The sequence below is a fragment of the Nonlabens marinus S1-08 genome (assembly GCF_000831385.1).
GTDB classification, from domain to species: domain Bacteria; phylum Bacteroidota; class Bacteroidia; order Flavobacteriales; family Flavobacteriaceae; genus Nonlabens; species Nonlabens marinus.
Window position 1 is genome coordinate 1,576,764 of sequence record NZ_AP014548.1, and the last position, 17,316, is coordinate 1,594,079.

At 39.6% G+C, this 17,316-nt stretch carries 18 protein-coding genes; 11 read left to right on the forward strand and 7 right to left on the reverse strand.

Translation table 11 applies throughout. The annotated features are described in order from the left end of the window. Nucleotides 1-10: 10 nt before the first annotated feature. Nucleotides 11-2,002 carry an OmpA family protein gene (locus NMS_RS07180; protein ID WP_041496091.1) on the forward strand — a complete coding sequence of 664 codons (1,992 nt, stop codon included), beginning with the start codon at nucleotides 11-13 and terminating at the stop codon, nucleotides 2,000-2,002. Between the two features lie 69 nt (nucleotides 2,003-2,071). Here NMS_RS07180 and NMS_RS07185 read toward each other — a convergent pair whose 3' ends face one another. After that, nucleotides 2,072-3,676, reverse strand: a complete 1,605-nt coding sequence (locus NMS_RS07185; RefSeq protein WP_041496092.1) for a peptide chain release factor 3 — start codon at nucleotides 3,674-3,676, stop codon at nucleotides 2,072-2,074. A gap of 142 nt (nucleotides 3,677-3,818) precedes the next feature. Between NMS_RS07185 and idi the strand changes: the two genes are divergently transcribed. The 4 genes from idi to NMS_RS07205 are packed head-to-tail and all read left to right on the forward strand — an operon-like array spanning nucleotide 3,819 to nucleotide 6,011. Continuing rightward, on the forward strand, nucleotides 3,819-4,331 hold the full coding sequence (gene idi, locus NMS_RS07190) for an isopentenyl-diphosphate Delta-isomerase (protein WP_041496093.1): 513 nt from the start codon (nucleotides 3,819-3,821) through the stop codon (nucleotides 4,329-4,331). Continuing rightward, nucleotides 4,328-4,738, forward strand: a complete 411-nt coding sequence (locus NMS_RS07195; RefSeq protein ID WP_041496094.1) for a 6-pyruvoyl trahydropterin synthase family protein — start codon at nucleotides 4,328-4,330, stop codon at nucleotides 4,736-4,738. Before idi ends, NMS_RS07195 begins: the two co-directional genes overlap by 4 nt. Continuing rightward, a complete protein-coding gene (locus tag NMS_RS07200) occupies nucleotides 4,738-5,709 on the forward strand; it encodes a type I phosphomannose isomerase catalytic subunit (RefSeq protein ID WP_041496095.1) in 972 nt (323 codons plus the stop codon). Before NMS_RS07195 ends, NMS_RS07200 begins: the two co-directional genes overlap by 1 nt. 38 nt (nucleotides 5,710-5,747) lie before the next feature. Further along, the gene (locus NMS_RS07205; protein WP_041496096.1) at nucleotides 5,748-6,011 is read left to right on the forward strand and encodes a hypothetical protein; all 264 of its coding nucleotides are present in this window, start codon (nucleotides 5,748-5,750) and stop codon (nucleotides 6,009-6,011) included. On the opposite strand, the gene NMS_RS07210 is transcribed toward NMS_RS07205, so the two are convergent. From NMS_RS07210 to NMS_RS07230, 5 genes are all read right to left on the reverse strand, one after another. After that, nucleotides 6,008-6,718: a DUF4369 domain-containing protein gene (locus tag NMS_RS07210; protein ID WP_041496097.1), complete on the reverse strand. Its 711-nt coding sequence runs from the start codon at nucleotides 6,716-6,718 to the stop codon at nucleotides 6,008-6,010. The two genes, NMS_RS07205 and NMS_RS07210, sit on opposite strands and share 4 nt — an antisense overlap. 46 nt (nucleotides 6,719-6,764) lie before the next feature. Then, nucleotides 6,765-8,081, reverse strand: coding sequence for a DUF819 family protein (locus tag NMS_RS07215; RefSeq protein WP_041496098.1), 1,317 nt, complete (start codon nucleotides 8,079-8,081; stop codon nucleotides 6,765-6,767). A gap of 94 nt (nucleotides 8,082-8,175) precedes the next feature. Next, the gene (locus NMS_RS07220) at nucleotides 8,176-9,126 is read right to left on the reverse strand and encodes an alpha/beta hydrolase family protein (RefSeq protein ID WP_041496099.1); all 951 of its coding nucleotides are present in this window, start codon (nucleotides 9,124-9,126) and stop codon (nucleotides 8,176-8,178) included. A gap of 145 nt (nucleotides 9,127-9,271) precedes the next feature. Further along, nucleotides 9,272-9,568, reverse strand: a complete 297-nt coding sequence (locus NMS_RS07225; RefSeq protein ID WP_052477063.1) for a TIGR03643 family protein — start codon at nucleotides 9,566-9,568, stop codon at nucleotides 9,272-9,274. Between the two features lie 44 nt (nucleotides 9,569-9,612). After that, nucleotides 9,613-10,224 carry an alpha-ketoglutarate-dependent dioxygenase AlkB family protein gene (locus NMS_RS07230; RefSeq protein ID WP_041496100.1) on the reverse strand — a complete coding sequence of 204 codons (612 nt, stop codon included), beginning with the start codon at nucleotides 10,222-10,224 and terminating at the stop codon, nucleotides 9,613-9,615. Nucleotides 10,225-10,300: 76 nt separating this feature from the next. On the opposite strand from NMS_RS07230, the gene NMS_RS07235 reads away from it, so the two are divergent. Both NMS_RS07235 and NMS_RS07240 read left to right on the forward strand, forming a co-directional pair. Next, nucleotides 10,301-11,311: a 3-oxoacyl-ACP synthase III family protein gene (locus NMS_RS07235; RefSeq protein WP_041496101.1), complete on the forward strand. Its 1,011-nt coding sequence runs from the start codon at nucleotides 10,301-10,303 to the stop codon at nucleotides 11,309-11,311. A gap of 335 nt (nucleotides 11,312-11,646) precedes the next feature. After that, nucleotides 11,647-12,009: a CoA-binding protein gene (locus NMS_RS07240; protein ID WP_041496102.1), complete on the forward strand. Its 363-nt coding sequence runs from the start codon at nucleotides 11,647-11,649 to the stop codon at nucleotides 12,007-12,009. 105 nt (nucleotides 12,010-12,114) lie between these two features. Here NMS_RS07240 and NMS_RS07245 read toward each other — a convergent pair whose 3' ends face one another. Next, nucleotides 12,115-13,596 carry a sodium:solute symporter gene (locus NMS_RS07245; protein WP_041496103.1) on the reverse strand — a complete coding sequence of 494 codons (1,482 nt, stop codon included), beginning with the start codon at nucleotides 13,594-13,596 and terminating at the stop codon, nucleotides 12,115-12,117. Nucleotides 13,597-13,692: 96 nt separating this feature from the next. On the opposite strand from NMS_RS07245, the gene recR reads away from it, so the two are divergent. The 4 genes from recR to NMS_RS07265 all read left to right on the forward strand — a co-directional run bounded on the left by recR (nucleotide 13,693) and on the right by NMS_RS07265 (nucleotide 17,257). Continuing rightward, complete coding sequence (recR, locus tag NMS_RS07250; RefSeq protein ID WP_041496104.1) at nucleotides 13,693-14,310, forward strand: recombination mediator RecR; 618 nt, start codon at nucleotides 13,693-13,695, stop codon at nucleotides 14,308-14,310. Between the two features lies 1 nt (nucleotide 14,311). Continuing rightward, complete coding sequence (locus tag NMS_RS07255) at nucleotides 14,312-15,415, forward strand: glycosyltransferase family 2 protein (protein WP_041496105.1); 1,104 nt, start codon at nucleotides 14,312-14,314, stop codon at nucleotides 15,413-15,415. Nucleotides 15,416-15,549: 134 nt separating this feature from the next. Next, entirely contained in the window at nucleotides 15,550-16,905 is a 1,356-nt protein-coding gene (locus NMS_RS07260; RefSeq protein WP_041496106.1) for a dihydrolipoamide acetyltransferase family protein, read from the forward strand. A 67-nt stretch (nucleotides 16,906-16,972) separates the two neighbouring features. Then, complete coding sequence (locus NMS_RS07265) at nucleotides 16,973-17,257, forward strand: hypothetical protein (RefSeq protein WP_041496107.1); 285 nt, start codon at nucleotides 16,973-16,975, stop codon at nucleotides 17,255-17,257. The last annotated feature ends 59 nt before the right edge of the window (nucleotides 17,258-17,316 follow it).

A 17,316-nucleotide genomic window follows, 5' to 3' on the forward strand; every position in this document is an offset into this window, starting at 1 on the left:
CTATCCAGTCATGATAAAAAAAATACTATTAATAGGTTGCATCATTATCTCTTCTATCGCTCATGCGCAGCAAGGGAAGATAGATAGGGCTAGTAAAGATTTCAAGAACCTGGCGTTCATAGATGCACAGGAATTATATCTGAAAATCGCTAGCAATGGATTTACAAATCAGGAGCTTCTAGCAAAATTGGGAGACACTTATTATTTCAATGATGATTTACAAGAGTCTTACAATTGGTATAAGAAAATGTTTGACCAGTATACTGGTACTATACAACCAGAGTATTACTTCAGATATGCTCAAGCGCTTAAATCTGTAGGGAAATATGAAGAGTCAGATGAGTATCTGGAAAAATTTAACTCTATAAAAGGATACGCTAGTATTACGGAAGATTCTACAGATGAGCCTACCTATTTACAGCTTATCGAATTTCAATCCGGTCGTTTTACAGTTGAGAACGCAAGAGAAATCAATTCGAACGCTGCAGACTTTGGACCAGCATTTTTAGATACTAAAAATCAGATTGTATTTACCACATCACGAGATACTGGTTTTATCACTAAGCGATTACATCAATGGAATGAACAAGCATTTTTAGACTTGTATACCTCAGACGTTGAAATGGATGGCAGACTCAGCGACGCCAGAAGATTTAGTAACGTGCTGAATACGCGATGGCATGAGAGCACGCCTAATTTTACTCCTGATGGGAAAACGGTGTATTTTACAAGAAATAATTCTACAGAAGGAAAACTTGTTGAAGATGCCAATGGGTTGACAAAGCTAAAGATTTATAAGTCTGAATTAGTTGGCAACGAGTGGTCTGAACCTGTAGAGTTAAGTATTAATAGTATAGGCTTCAACACGGCACACCCGGCACTGACACCAGATGGTAAGAGTATGTTTTTTGTAAGTGACAGACCAGGAAGTGAAGGTTTTGATGCTCAAGAAGCTTTTGCTACTTCAGATATTTGGGTAGTATCTATTAATGCAGATGGTTCCTTAGGAGAGCCTAGTAATGTCAAAGGCATCAACACCATAGGTCGTGAAACATTTCCTTTCGTGAGTCAGGATTACATACTTTATTTTGCTAGTAATGGACATTCAGGCCTGGGTGGTTTAGATGTGTTTGCGAGTACAATTTACAATGATGGAACTATGGGTGCTGTTGTTAATGTGGGCAAGCCTATCAATACGCCCTTTGATGATTTTGGATTTATTGTCAATGACGAGACTAGAGTCGGCTACTTCAGTTCTAATAGACCTGGTGGAAGAGGTGATGTCGATATCTATCAATTCGTTCAACTAGAAGATTTAAGAGATGATTGCGAAATCCTAGTTTCAGGAACAGTAACAGATACTGAAGCTAAAACAACAATTGAAAATGCCGCCGTTGTAATCACTGATGCTGAAAATAATGTAATCGATCAGACACTTAGTGATAGTGATGGGAAATATGCTTTCAAAGTAAAGTGTAAGTCAAGATACTTTATTAAGGCCTCTAAGGAACATTATACAGCTGACGAGCAGTTATTCTCGACCCCTAGAATCAGTGAGTTTATTAATATTCCTTTAAAACTCACAAATACTAAAATTGAAGTAGCTGAGTGTGATGATCTCGCTGAAATCCTTGACATAGGTGAGATTTATTTTGACTTCAATAAAGCTTCTATCAGGCCTGACGCAGCAAGCGAACTGTCCAAGATATTGGCGTTCTTAGAATTATATCCAGAGACTAAAATCGACGTTAGGTCTCATTCGGATAGTCGTGGTGATGATACCTACAATAAAATGCTTTCTGAAGAGCGTGCGCAAAGCACTAGGCAATGGTTTATTGATCAAGGAATAGATTCAAGTCGAGTAACAGCTAAAGGATACGGAGAAAGCCAGCTCGTAAATAACTGTTCTAATGGGGTTGCCTGTTCAGAGGAAGAGCACCAAATGAATCGTAGATCTGAATTTATTGTCTCAGGATTGGATCAATATTCAAACTGCGATTGATAAATAGAGATGAAATAACTTAAAAGGCTTCCCTCGGGAAGCCTTTTTTTTATGATGTAGAATTAATTTTTAATTTTCATTGATTCTGTCAAACTCAGATACAAAATGAAATTTGATACTAGGATATTTTTGCTGAGTCATCTGTAACGAGAAGGCGGAATCGGCAAAAAACACCAATTGCCCTCTTTTGTCGTGCGCTAAAAACTTTGCTTTTACTCTCTTGAAATCTAAAAACTCTGCTGAGTTTTCATCTGCGGTGTCCACCCAGCATGCTTTGTGGACGTTGAGGTTTTCATAAGCGCAAGTTGCACCATATTCATGCTCTAAACGGTACTGAATAACCTCAAACTGTAAAGCTCCTACGGTTCCTATAACCTTACGGCCGTTTAATTCTAATGTAAATAGCTGTGCTACCCCTTCGTCCATCAGTTGATCGACACCTTTTGCCAATTGCTTGGATTTCATAGGGTCGGCATTATTGATGTATCTAAAGTGCTCTGGAGAAAACGATGGGATTCCTTTATAATGCAATTCTTCTCCAGAGGTCAATGTATCACCAATTTTGAAGTTTCCTGTATCATGCAGGCCTACAATGTCACCAGGGAAAGACTCATCAACAATTTCTTTCTTCTCGGCAAAAAATGCATTAGGACTAGAAAACTTTAAATTTTTGTCTAGTCGTACGTGTTTGTAGGCTGTATTGCGCTCAAATACACCACTAACTACTTTGACAAAAGCAAGTCGATCACGGTGTCTAGGATCCATATTTGCATGGATTTTAAATACAAATCCGCTGAAATCTTTTTCATCAGGTTGCACCAGGCGTTCTTCCGCTTTTTTAGATCGAGGGGCTGGAGCAATTTCTATAAAGCCATCTAACAATTCTTTCACTCCAAAATTATGCAAGGCGCTCCCAAAAAATACCGGCTGCAATTCGCCATCCAGATATTCTTGCCTGTTGAAATCTGGATAAATTCCTTCAACCAGTTCTATTTCCTCTCTTAAAGTATCTGCTGCTTTAGTACCAACTAATTCATCTAGCTTAGGGTCAGACAGATCATTGATAGAAGTAACATTTTTATGTTGCTTTACAGAATCGCCAGTAAATATATTGACGTTTTTACGTTGAAGATTATAGATTCCCTTTAAGTCATATCCCATACCTATGGGAAAACTCAGTGGCACCACTCTTAAGCTGAGCTTTTGCTCAATTTCATCCATCAAATCAAAAGCATCTTTTCCCTCACGGTCCATCTTATTAATAAATACGATGATGGGGATTTTACGCATGCGACAAACCTCTACTAGCTTTTCAGTCTGTTCTTCCACACCTTTAGCAACGTCGATAACCACAATAACGCTATCCACAGCTGTTAGAGTCCTAAATGTATCTTCAGCAAAATCCTTGTGTCCCGGTGTATCTAGAATATTGATTTTCTTATTATCATATTCAAATGCCAGAACAGAGGTAGCAACTGAAATCCCACGTTGACGTTCAATTTCCATAAAGTCACTGGCAGCTCCTTTTTTGATTTTATTTGATTTTACAGCGCCTGCTTCTTGAATAGCTCCTCCGTAGAGTAGTAGTTTTTCAGTGAGCGTTGTTTTACCAGCATCCGGGTGAGAAATGATGCCAAACGTGCGTCTGCGAGCGATTTGATCCTTAAACTTCATAGGTACATTTAATGGAGTGCAAAAATACGTTTTAGCCTTGGTTTAGCTCCGTAACTTCTCATATTTTGAATTGCTCAGTTCCATGCGTTCTGGTTTTTTCCTAAGACTTCCTGTCGTACTTTTGAATTTGATAGATAATTAAGTGGAAGAGAAAGTAATTTTAGTAAACGAGAAAGACGAGCAAATAGGACTCATGGAAAAAATAGAAGCCCATAGAAAGGCTTTATTGCACCGGGCATTTTCTGTATTTGTAGTCAACGATAAAAATCAAATCATGCTCCAACAGCGCGCTCTTGAGAAATACCATTCTCCAGGTTTGTGGACGAATACCTGTTGCAGTCACCAGCGGGAAGGAGAAACTAATATTCAAGCAGGCAAGCGACGATTGATGGAAGAAATGGGATTCACCACTGATTTGAATGAACTATTCAACTTTATTTACATCGCACCATTTGATAATGGTTTGACGGAGCATGAGTTCGATCACGTGATGGTTGGATCTTACAATGGGGAGCCTAATTTGAATCCTCATGAGGTAGCAGACTGGAAGTGGATGACCGCACAAGAAATTAAAACTGATATGGAAGCACAACCTGAAATTTATACAGAGTGGTTCAAGATCATTTTTGATAAGTACTATACACACATTTCATGAGAATAACAGCCTACAGGAAAGCACATTTCAACGCTGCACACCGTTTGTACAGGAAAGATTGGAGTGATTATAAAAATGCTCAGATATTCGGCAAATGCAGTAACCCGCATTATCATGGCCATAACTATGAGCTAGAGGTAGGCGTTACTGGTGAGGTAGATCCAGAAACAGGTTTTTTAATCGATTTGAAAATTCTCAAAGACATCATTAAAGAACATGTGGAAGATGTGTTAGACCACAAAAACCTTAATGAGGAGGTAGAAGAATTCAAAGATTTGAATCCTACAGCAGAGCATATTGCTTTTGTGATTTATCAAAAAATAAAAAAACATCTAGATCCTAAATACGACCTAGAAATCAAACTTTACGAGACTCCGCGTAATTTTGTTGTATATACTGGAAGCTAATGAACTGGTACCCGCTCACATTTCAACCTTTCTACAAGGAAAAAATATGGGGAGGTACGCAACTCAATAGCTTGAAACAAATTCATCCACCTTTGTCGAACATCGGCGAGAGTTGGGAGATCAGCGATGTGGGTGATGATATTTCCAAGGTCCTGCAAGGACCTCTAGAAAACAAATCTTTACGCTGGATTCTTGAGAATTATGGTGAAGAAGTTATGGGAACCCGAGTATCACAGCGCTTCGGTACTCAGTTCCCTATTTTGATAAAATATATTAACACCGCTCAGGATTTATCCATTCAGTTGCATCCAGATGATAAAATGGCCATGGCAAAGCACAACAGCTTCGGTAAGACGGAGATGTGGTATGTCATGAATAGTAATCCAGAAGCAGGATTGACCTTAGGTTTTAAAGAGGCTACGGATGAGTTCGCTTTCGCGAAAGCGATACAAAATAACAGCCTTCCTGCATTATTGAACTTTCAAGAAGCGCAGAGAGGTGATAGTTTTTTAATAAAGCCTGGATTTGTACATGCCATAGGAGCAGGTATCACCCTGGCTGAAATTCAGCAAAGCAGTGACTTGACTTATAGAGTTCATGATTACAATCGGTTAGACGATGCTGGAAACCCTAGAGAATTGCATGTGGAAGAAGCAATTGCAGCAGCTGACTATTCACAAGCGACAGATCATCAAATCCATTACGACCGTGAATTGTCAGGTCGTCAAAATCTTGCAGAAACCGACTATTTTGAAACTGATATTCTTCAATTTTCTGGAACTACTGATGTTAAATTAGTTCCAGAAGAAAGTTTCACCATTTTAATGAATGTGGGGGATTCCTGTAAGATAAAGCATGAGGGAACAAGTTATTCCTTTAAGCATGCGCAAACGTATTTGATTCCTGCAGCAATAAAAGAACTTGATGTTACCTGCGATGGTAGCGGGAAATTATTGTTGGTGCATTTGTAGCAGTAATATTCACTATTTTTGCAACCTAAAATTAAATCATGGCAAGTATTAGAGATCTTAAGCAAGACATTAATTATGTTCTTGGAGATATCATAGAAGCAGCGTTGATCTCGCAAGCAGCTCAACCTGAAAAGGAAGCGGAAGCAGAAAAGATTATTGACGATAGTATCGCAACTTTTGACGACTTGATCGCAAGAGTAAACGACAAAAAAGTAGAAAATCGCTCTGCACACTTAAAGCAAGTACGTGCAGATTTAGAGACAAAAGGTGCTGCTCTTATTGAGCGTGTCAACAACCTCTAGATTTCTTTCAAATCTTTTATCAATTCAGACAACTCTTTTCCATAAAGACTTGTCTGAATTTTTTTTGGCATTTGTTGATAGACACTGTCTAGAAATACCGGGTTTGCATCAAAGCCTTCTTCCAGCAAGATAAACGGCGCTACTTCATACTCCTTGTGAACGGTAGCATAGCTCAATGCATACTTCACTTTTTTATTCAAGTAGGTTTCATAATCAGCGTTCAATGCATCAATCGCTGCTTGAGAAGCATTTTCTTGACGGTCCAATGCCATACTGCGCTTCACAAGCTCTGTATAGGTTTTATTGAGAGAGGCCATGTTTCTTCTAAATTCAGTCAACAATTCATTGTTCTTAGATCCTGTGATTACGGCATCTTTTTCAAAATCTTGCAAACTACTTTTTACCGTCATGATGGTATCCTGGGCGAAGAAAGACAATCGATCATCGTACGCCGTTCCATCCTTGACATCTAAATACAAATAGAGTAATTGGGGCTCTTCTATACTAGTGGAAAGAGTAAATTTACTAGTTCCATCAAGTGCTATGCTGTCTAGAGTCACTAAGGTTGTATCCTGAATTTTTTGAAGTTTGACAGTACCTACACGCAACCCATCTATGTCTCCGTTTATAATGAGATTATTTGGATTTTCTTCTGTACAAGAAATCAGGCACGCAAAGATTAAGAAAGTAAAAAATGTAGACTTCATAGTTATTTTTAATGGGCTGCAAATATGCATGGAATCTTTTTAATTTTTAAGAGGTGGCGACAATTTGCATCAAAATCGTACACCCTATCGCTCCTATCGTTCCAACAACATACCCGAAAACAGCAAGCAGCACGCCTACAGTCGTCAAAGAAGGGTGAAATTCAGCTGCCACAACAGGTGCGCTTGCGGCACCGCCTACATTAGCCTGACTGCCTACCGCCATAAAGAAATAAGGGGCTTTAATTAGTTTTGCCATAAGGATCAGCAACCCGGCGTGAATTGACATCCAGACCAATCCTACCAAGATCAATAAAGGATTTTCAACTACTTGTCTCAAATCCATTTTGACACCTATGGTTGCCACTAGAATGTAAATGAAAATACTCCCGATTCTTGATGCGCCTGCACCTTCATATTTCTTAATAGGCGTGTAAGAAAGTGAAATACCAATTAAAGTTGCGATCGATATCAACCAGAAAAACTGGCTGCTCAAGAAGCTGAGATAAATGTTTTTTGCAATGTCAGGATCAGCACTGATCCAGTCTGATATGTAGTTAGCTGCAAAATGAGCAATGCCCACGGTCCCAAACCCTATACCTAGCATCACCATAATATCAGTGAGTGTAGCTTCCCGCTTTACGCTCAAGGAATAGTCTGTAATTTTCTTTTTCAATCGTTCAATAGAGCCTACATCAGCACCCGTCCATTTGTCAAATTTTGCCGCATAACCTATTCCCAAAAGTAAAACCGCCATCCATAAATTAGCGACTACAATATCGACGAGAACCATGCCGCCATACAATTCCTGATTAAAACCGTACACCTCAAGCATGGCTGTTTGATTCGCGCCGCCACCTATCCAGCTTCCAGCAATAGTACTCAAACCTCTCCATACGGCATCAGCTCCTGTAGCGTCAAAGGATTCAGGGCTTATGCTCATAAAGATGAGCAGTGCGATAGGTCCACCTATTATAATACCCACACTACCGGTAAGAAACATGATTAAAGCTTTAGGTCCTAGATTGAAGACCGCTTTTAAATCAATACTTAAAGTCATAAGTACCAATGCAGCTGGCAACAGATATCTGGAGGCCATAAAATAGAGCGAAGAAGATTTCTCAACTAGGGCTCCATTTTCCAATTCTTTCCATTCAGAGCCTATGATTCCAGTAGAGCTCAAAATGGATGGTATGAGGTAGCACATCAAAAGCGCCGGGACGAATTTGTAGAATTTGGCCCAAAACCCTTCTTTCTTTGAGGAGGTATAAAAGACAAAGCCTAAGGCCATCATCAATAATCCAAAAGTGATGGTGTCTTGAGTAATTAGGGGTTTAGTCTCTAATAATAAGTCTTGTAAAATCATAAAAGTCGTATTCTGCAACGGCAAAATACGACTTTAAGTGATTTGATGAGGTTGGAATGATTTCGCTTTCGCGAAAGCGAAATCACAAACTCCTTTACTGCTTCACAAATGCAATGATAGAAGTTACAAGTTCTGGGTGCAATGGGAAATTAGGGTTCGTATAGCTTTTTGCGGCCTCGATGTCATCAGTACCTACTTTTTTAAACAAGTGATCCATACCCTCAATAATGACCAGTTTAGACGTAGGTAAAGCGGCGTGAAGTTTTTCTGCTTGATCGGTTCCCACTTGGCGATCGCGAGTTCCATTTAAGATCAATACGGGAATTTTGACATCTTTGATGAGTTCTTTTGGGTTGTAGACCATCCATGATTCCATGAAAGGTTGGATTTCAGGACCTACAATGGATACTAGAAAAGGATTGACTTTAGTGACTAATGAATCTTGCGCACGCATTTGCTTGAAAACTTTGGTAGCCTCCTTGTCCAACCCTGGAGCTTGAGCGGCAATTTGCTGAATCACAATGGAGTCAATTTCATCTGCAGCACCAGCGATAGAAATGAATCCATCTACGTTTTCATCAAGTGCTAACAAGGCTACTAATGAACCTTGACTGTGACCGGCAAGGTAAATGCTGGAAAATCGCCTGTCCTGCGAGAAATGTGCTACTATCGCCTTGGCATCAATTACAAAATCGTCAAACATCACATCATCTTTCATGCGCTGTTCCTTGAGCATGGTAAAGGTGCGTTTGTCAAATCTATAGGTAGCAATGCCAGCGGAATCTAAAGCAACTGCTAATTGTTTGTGGCTATCGTTTCTAGTCATCATGCTGTTCCCATTGCGATCATTTGGGCCGCTACCGGTAAATAAAATTACCAATGGAATAGGAGCATCGGTTTCAGGAAGCAGGAGCGTTCCATTAATGTTTTTGTTGATGTTAAGTTCTATAGTTCCCGCAGCTTGAGCCGCAGGTTTATTCATTTTGAAAGCATTTTGAGAAAATGCCAAAGCAGGCAATAATAAAAGGAGAACGAACTTATTCATTAGGATAATTTCTATATGTAAAATTGAACTGTAAAAGTGCTGAAATCTAGTTCAATTGCCGTGCCATGAACTTAAAATTTGAACAAGAAAAACAACCCGCTCATCGATGAAAGGCAGATCCTTATAGTTTTAGAAAACTTCTTAATTACCTTTTTGAAATCTTATTGTGAGTAATGGCGCGCTGGCGGTTGCATTTAAAGCGGTCCATTTCAGGATCACGCAATGCACTATGCTTTGTAGGTCTGTCTTGAACTCTTGCTCGCCACATTCTAAAGCTGCTCGCTTTCATCTGATCGCGCATGATTTTAATGACTTCACTTTCACTAACACCGAATTGGAATTCTATAGCACTAAAAGGGGTGCGGTCTTCCCATGCCATCTCGATAATACGGTCGATGGAGCGTTCGTCTAAATCTGCGATAAGTTCTTTTGCTTTTGCCATAATTTTATAGTCGGTATAGTTGCGCGTCAATTACAACATCAAAGTTAGGAACTGGGGCTCACAACCTTTCTAAAGGTCAGGTTAATGCGTGGCAGGATTTTACGTTTGGTCTTTGCAATTTGATGTTTGTAGGTATGCTGTGTCTCACCAGCCATTAACAGCAGGCTACCATTTTCTAGTGGAAATTTGTAGCGCCATTCTTTATGCTCATTATGTCGCAAATGGAAAAATCGCTCTTGCCCTAAACTTATGGAGGCAATTACAGGATTTATCCCTAATTCTTTCTCGTTATCAGCATGCCAGCCGTTAGAATCATTGCCATCACGATAATAGTTGGCCAGGCATATATTAAATTTATATCCTGTCGCTTTCTCGACATCTTCCTTGATGGACTGCATCACCGGCGACCATTCTAGTGCGTTAAACGTGATACCACTATAACTGTATTTCATCCCGTTATCACCGTACAATTGCGTAAGCCGCGGCTCATCATAGGTCTTTCCAAAAACGGTAATCTCGTTTTGTCGCCATGGAATCGTTTGAAGCAGTGTTTTATAGAGTTGTTCCGCTTTCGCGAAAGCGTAAAAATCACTAGCATACTGCACCCTAGCGTCAGGTATTTCAATAGAGGGAAGTTGGGGTAACTTATTATGCATGCATACTAAAACTGTAAGGTTCTCTAGTGTTGGTGGTAGCCTAGGGCGTATCTTGCCACACATTCAAAAATAAGATATGTATACTTCTCGGATAGCTGGAATGGGAAAATATGTTCCAGAAAATATAGTGACTAATGATGATCTTGCAGAGATCATGGATACGAATGACGCTTGGATTCAAGAGCGTACGGGTATTCAGGAACGCCGTCATATTAAAAAAGATGATGACAATACCACCGCGACTATGGGGGTCAAGGCAGCTAAAATAGCTTTGGAACGCGCTCAGGTTGATAAAGATGATATCGACCTTATTGTTTTTGCTACTTTATCACCTGACTACTATTTTCCTGGTTGTGGTGTTCAAGTTCAGGAGATGTTAGACATTAAAACGTGTCCTGCCTTAGACGTGAGAAATCAATGTAGTGGTTTTATTTACGGTTTATCTGTAGCAGATCAATTTATCAAAACAGGAATGTATAAAAACATTCTGGTGATAGGATCTGAAAACCATAGTGGAGGACTGGATTTTAGTACGCGAGGACGTAGTGTGAGTGTCATTTTTGGTGATGGAGCAGGAGCGGCAGTTTTAACCAGGTCAGATAAAGATGGACATGGAATTCTTTCCACGCACCTGCATAGTGAAGGGCAACATGCATTAGAGCTTTCGCTGCGCGGCCCGTCTACAGATTATTGGGTTCCTGAAATTATCGAGGAAAACCCTCAAGGTGATGATATTCCTTATTATCCTTACATGAATGGACAGTTCGTATTTAAAAATGCGGTAGTGCGTTTTAGTGAGGTGATCATGGAAGGATTACAGGCCAACAATCTTCAAGTATCAGACATAGATATGTTGATCCCGCATCAAGCAAACTTGCGAATCTCTCAGTTCATTCAGAAGAAGTTCCAACTGTCTGACGATAAGGTGTACAATAACATTCAAAAATATGGAAACACGACCGCAGCGTCTATACCTATCGCATTGACGGAAGCCTGGGAAGAAGGTAAGATTAAGGAAGGTGATACGGTGGTGTTAGCAGCCTTCGGTAGTGGATTCACCTGGGGAAGTGCAGTGATCAATTGGTAGTATTTAAATCTCAAATTCTAAATTCCAAACAAGGATCGAGCATTTAGAAAAAGTCTGAATTTGAAATTTAGTAAAAGGTATCGTCTTCCCTTCAGGGAAGATAAGAGATGGGTGTTAATTTGTGTTTCCGATTTCAAAAAACAAAATCCCGAGCCTGCAAGCTCGGGATTTCTAGTAACCAAATAATAACACTAACCATTAATTATGAGTTATTTGGCTATTGAGTTGCGGTTTTAAAAACCGGCTTTTTATCAAATAAATCAATGAAGGTTCATCACTTCCTTCATTGAATAGACGAGCTAATTGTCGTATTGTTACAGTAAGAATGTCAAATTATGTCTAAAAAAACTTTAGTTCTAGGCGCTTCTTTAAAGGAGCAACGCTATTCCAACATTGCGATTTACCGTTTGAGGAAGTTCAATATAGAAACAGTCGCTATAGGCCTGCGCGCTGGAATGGTGGATGATGTAAAGATACATACTGACCTTGTGCCTTTTACCGATATTGATACGGTGACTCTGTATTTGAATCCGCAACGGCAAGTGGAATACTACGATTACATTTTGAGTTTAAAACCTAACCGAGTCATATTCAATCCTGGAACAGAAAACCCAGAATTTTATAAAATGTTACGAGATCAGAGCGTGGAGGTTGAGGTTGCCTGTACGTTGGTAATGCTGGGGACGAATCAGTATTAGAAGTTGGCAATTCATAATTATTGATTTTCTAAGAAAATCTCCATTGCCTATTTACTTTTTTAAATTTGCCTCATGCCTCATGCCTCATGCCTCATGCCTCATGCCTCATGCCTCATGCCTCAAAATATGAGCTTGCTCTTGATTAGAAAATAAACTCCCAACAAACATTCCCAAAAAGGTGATTGCGCCATTCAATAACAGTACAAAAAATCCAAATTCGAATCCGCTGTAGGTGAAAGATAGGTAACTGATCAAATAAGTTAGGAATGGTGAAGCTATCGCAATAAAAGGCACGAATTTATGATTGACATGAAGCTTAGTCAAAATTCCGAAGGCAAACATTCCCAGTAAAGGCCCGTAGGTATATCCCGCAAAAACGAATAACTTATTGATGACACTGGCATCTTTGATCACGTATTCAAAACTCACGATCACCAGGATCAAGACTAGAGAAAATCCTATGTGAAACAGCTTTCGCAGCTGTTGCTGTTTTTTCTCAACAAATCGGTTTTCAATTTTGACAATGTCCACAGAGAAGGATGTGGTCAAGGAAGTCAGCGCACTATCGGCACTGGAATAAGCTGCGGCGACCAGTCCTAAGATAAATACCAATCCAATCCCCATTCCTAAACCACCGTCCATCGCAACTGTGGGGAACAAGGCGTCCTTAGAAGCTTGTAGGTTTTCCGCTTTCGCGAAAGCGGTAAGCAACACCCCCAATACCAAAAACACAAAATTCACAGCGGTCAGCACAATCGTAAACCAAAAAATATTCTTTTGAGCGTCACCAAGATTGCGACATGTCAAGTTCTTTTGCATCATGTCCTGATCCAGTCCAGTCATTACGATAGCGATAAAAGCACCGGCTAGAAACTGTTTCACAAAAAACTGATCACTTTTCCAATCGTCCAAGAAAAAGATTTGTGATAAATCACTGTCAGTTATAAAAGAGGTAATCTCGCTAATGCCATTGAGGTCAAGACTGTTTGATATGTAATATATGGCAACGCCTACCGCAATGAGCATAAACAAAGTTTGCAAGGTATCCGTCCATACAATTGTTTTGATACCAGATTTAAAGGTGTATAACCATATAAGTAGTACTGTAAAGGTCACGGTTTGCCAAAACGAGATGCCCATAGCATCAAACACAAACGTTTGCAATACTCCCGCGACCAAGTATAATCTAAAGCTAGCCCCTACAATCCTGGATAATAAGAAAAAGCTACTACCCGTATATTGCGCCGCACTACCAAATCGATCGCCCAGATAACTGTAAATGGAGGTCAAATTCATTCGATAATACAAAGGCATCAATACCAACCCTATTACTGCATACCCAGCGATATAGCCTAGAACTACTTGAAAATAATTCATAGCACCAGCCTCTACCGCTCCAGGAACTGAAATAAAAGTCACACCGCTCAACGACGCTCCTATCATCCCAAAAGCCACGATGTACCATGGCGAACTGCGATTGCCTCTAAAGAAAGTAGCGCTATCTCCTTTTCTACCTACAATGAATGAAATGGCGACCAAAACGGTAAAATAAATGGCAATCGTCAATAAGATGTCAAAAGAATCCAAGAGCTTTAAATTTGTGCTAAAATACCAATTCTAGATCAGCTTTTGAAAACAACAATAGGTACTAGAAACCGCTTACTGTCCTTATATTTGTGACTCATGAATTTTTCCTCAAAAATCTTAGAAGAAGCCGTCAGTCAAGTTTCTCAGTTGCCAGGCATTGGTAAGCGAACTGCCTTGCGTTTGGTCTTACACCTCATGCGCCAGCCAGAACAAAACACAGATCTACTGACAGATGCGCTTTTAAAAATGAGACACGACTTGCAGTTTTGTAAGCAGTGTCATAATGTAAGCGATACGGACTTATGTGAGATTTGCGCGAGTCACAATAGAGATGAAACGATCGTTTGTGTGGTAGAAGACATACGCGATGTGATGGCTATTGAAAACACTAGTCAGTACCGTGGATTGTATCACGTACTAGGTGGAAAAATTAGCCCTATGGATGGAGTAGGTCCACAGGATCTGAAAGTTGCTTCTTTAGTAACTAGAGTAAAAGAACAAGGCGTCAAAGAAATTATTTTTGCGTTAAGTCCTACAATTGAAGGTGATACGACTAACTTTTACATATTCAAACAGCTGGGCGATCTAGAAGTAAATACTTCCACCATTGCGAGAGGTATTGCCGTGGGCGACGAGCTCGAGTTTGCAGATGAGGTGACTTTAGGGCGCAGCATCTTGCACCGTGTTCCTTATGAGAATTCTGTAAAGAACTAGCATGAAGTTGAGCGTCATTATTCTGAATTATAACGCTTCAGTCTTTTTAGAACTGTGTGTGGAAAGTGTGACGCGGGCGTTATCGTCAATAAATTCAGAAATCATCGTCATTGATAATGACTCTACAGATGATAGTATGGATCGATTAATGTCTCGATATAAAAACATCAAAACGATTCGGTTAGATGATAATTATGGCTTTTCAAAAGCTAACAATATTGCTGTAGAACAGTCGAAGGGTGAATTCATATGCCTAGTCAATCCAGATGTGATTGTGGGTGAAGAGGTTTTTGAAAAAAGCATCGCTTTTTATGAAAACAATGAATTGAACACAGATATCGGATTTTGTGGGATACAATTAGTTGATGGTTCTGGTACTTTTCTTCCTGAGAGCAAGCGACGTATTCCTAAACCTTTGAGCGCTCTAGGAAAACTATTAGGATATTCTGGTGCTTATTACGATAACCGAATCCTTAAGGATCAAGATGCTCCCACTGAAGTTTTGGTAGGTGCCTTTATGCTTGCCAAAAAATCAGTCTATCAAGAATGTGGTGGTCTGGATGAACGTTATTTCATGTATGGCGAGGATATCGATTTAAGCTACACAGCCTTGAAAGCCGGCTATCAAAATTATTATTTGGGATCACTCTCCGCTATACATTTTAAGGGTGAAAGCACTGTCAAGGACAAGGCTTCGCAACAGTTATTTTACAGCGCAATGATCTTGTTTTTCAAAAAGCATTATCCTCGAGCTAAATTCTTATCTCAGTTTTTAAGTTATATGCTGCCTAGAATTACGCTTTCGCGAAAGCGAACTTACCTTGAAGACTCTGCTACAAATCCTTCATTGATCTGTGTTACGGAAGATTCGAGCTTCGAACCCAGTTGGGCCGAAGAAAAAGTGCCTCTAGGTGTCCTGAAGACTAACGAGAAGGCAAAAGCTAGATTTATCGTGGATTGTGCCTCCCTATCCTTCAAGGAGGTCATACAGACCATAAAGGAATCAGCGGGTGCCTTTAAAACTTACCGATTCTTAACTCAAGATCGATCTGCTTATGCAGGTAGTGATACCAGTGAAAACAAAGGTGAAGTCAAGAAATTTTAAAGAAAACAGTGCTCAAAATTGATATTTTCAAGCATATGCTAAATAATTCCTATTCTAATACTATATCCGTAATCAGCAAACGGATAATTATTACTTTTGCAACTCTTAAGAAAACGATATAGTTACATACAATTATGGCTCGATTTGAATTGAAATTACCTAAGATGGGAGAATCTGTAGCAGAAGCTACTATAACCTCATGGCTTAAAAATGTAGGCGATACAATCGAGATGGATGAGCCGGTACTTGAAATCGCTACTGATAAAGTAGATAGTGAAGTGCCTAGTGAGGTTGATGGAAAGTTGGTTGAGGTGCTATTTGAAGTAGATGATGTTGTTCAAGTAGGTCAAACCATAGCTATTATTGAAACAGATGGTGGAAGCTCTGAAGAAACAGCATCTAATGACGTTGATACTATAGAAGTTGCAGATGAAGCTCCAAGTGGCTATGCTGAGGCTGCCACTAAAACTGCTGAAGAGCAGATGGAGAAAGGAAAGGAAACTGCGGGTAAAAATGATTATTCAGCCAGCGATTCTTTTTATTCTCCTTTAGTTAAGAATATTGCCAAGCAAGAAAACATTTCTTTGTCAGAACTTGAATCCATTAAGGGTACGGGTATGGATGGCAGAGTAACTAAAAATGATATTTTACAATTTGTAGAAGATAAAAAAATTGGGAAGGTGGTTACAAGCTCTACCCAACCTTCTTCACCAGCAGCACCTCCAAGTCATAGTGCCGCACCTAAACAAGCACCAAAAGCAACACCAGTATCTGTTAACGGTGAAGATGAGATTATTGAAATGTCCCGCATGGGTAAATTGATCTCTCACCACATGGTAGCATCTGTTCAAACTAGTGCTCACGTTCAAAGTTTTATTGAATGTGATGTGACGAACATCTGGAATTGGAGAAAGAAAAATAAAGAAGCATTCCAAAAAAGAGAAGGAGAAAACCTCACATTTACACCTATTTTCATGGAGGCAGTGGCACAAGCCATTAAGGATTTCCCGATGATTAATATTGCTGTAGATGGTGATAAAATTATCAAACGTAAAAACATCAATTTAGGAATGGCAGCTGCCTTACCAGACGGTAACCTTATTGTTCCCGTAATCAAGAATGCTGATCAACTGAATTTAGTAGGAATGGCAAAAGCTGTAAATGATCTTGCTGGACGTGCTCGAGATGGGAAACTAAAACCAGACGATACACAAGGAGGAACTTACACCGTTACTAATGTAGGAACCTTTGGATCTATCATGGGAACACCTATCATTAATCAGCCTCAAGTAGGTATTCTAGCGTTAGGAGCTATTAGAAAAGTTCCAGCGGTAGTAGATACACCTCAAGGCGATTTTATAGGAATCCGCATGAAGATGTTCCTTTCTCACAGTTATGACCATAGAGTGGTTAATGGAGCGTTAGGTGGACAGTTTGTTCAGCGAGTGGCGCAGTTGTTAGAAGGGTTTGATCCCAATCGATCGATTTAATACACATCACATGAAGCAAAGCCAGTCCAACCGACTGGCTTTCTTTTAAACTACCTATTTTTGCATCATGGCAGATCAAATACATCTAGAAGATTTCAATTATTTTAAAGGCGCACGAGTATTGCATTACTTTGAATTTAATGACCCCCAAAGTGTTCAAGATGATTACTTCAATTCTCATGAGGTACATGCAGTGACAGTTTGTGATTATGAAGGGGAAGAAACCATGCTGTTCTATTTTGATGAAGATCTAGAGATCGTTCTAGAATACGAATTCATGATTCCTAAACAAGCTAAAGAAAAAGCAGCCGAAGACTTTCAGGGGATTGATATCCAGTGGAAGAATAAATAGCGAACAGCTAATACATATCAAAATTCCGCGATTTTATTAGTGAAGATGTATGTCCGACT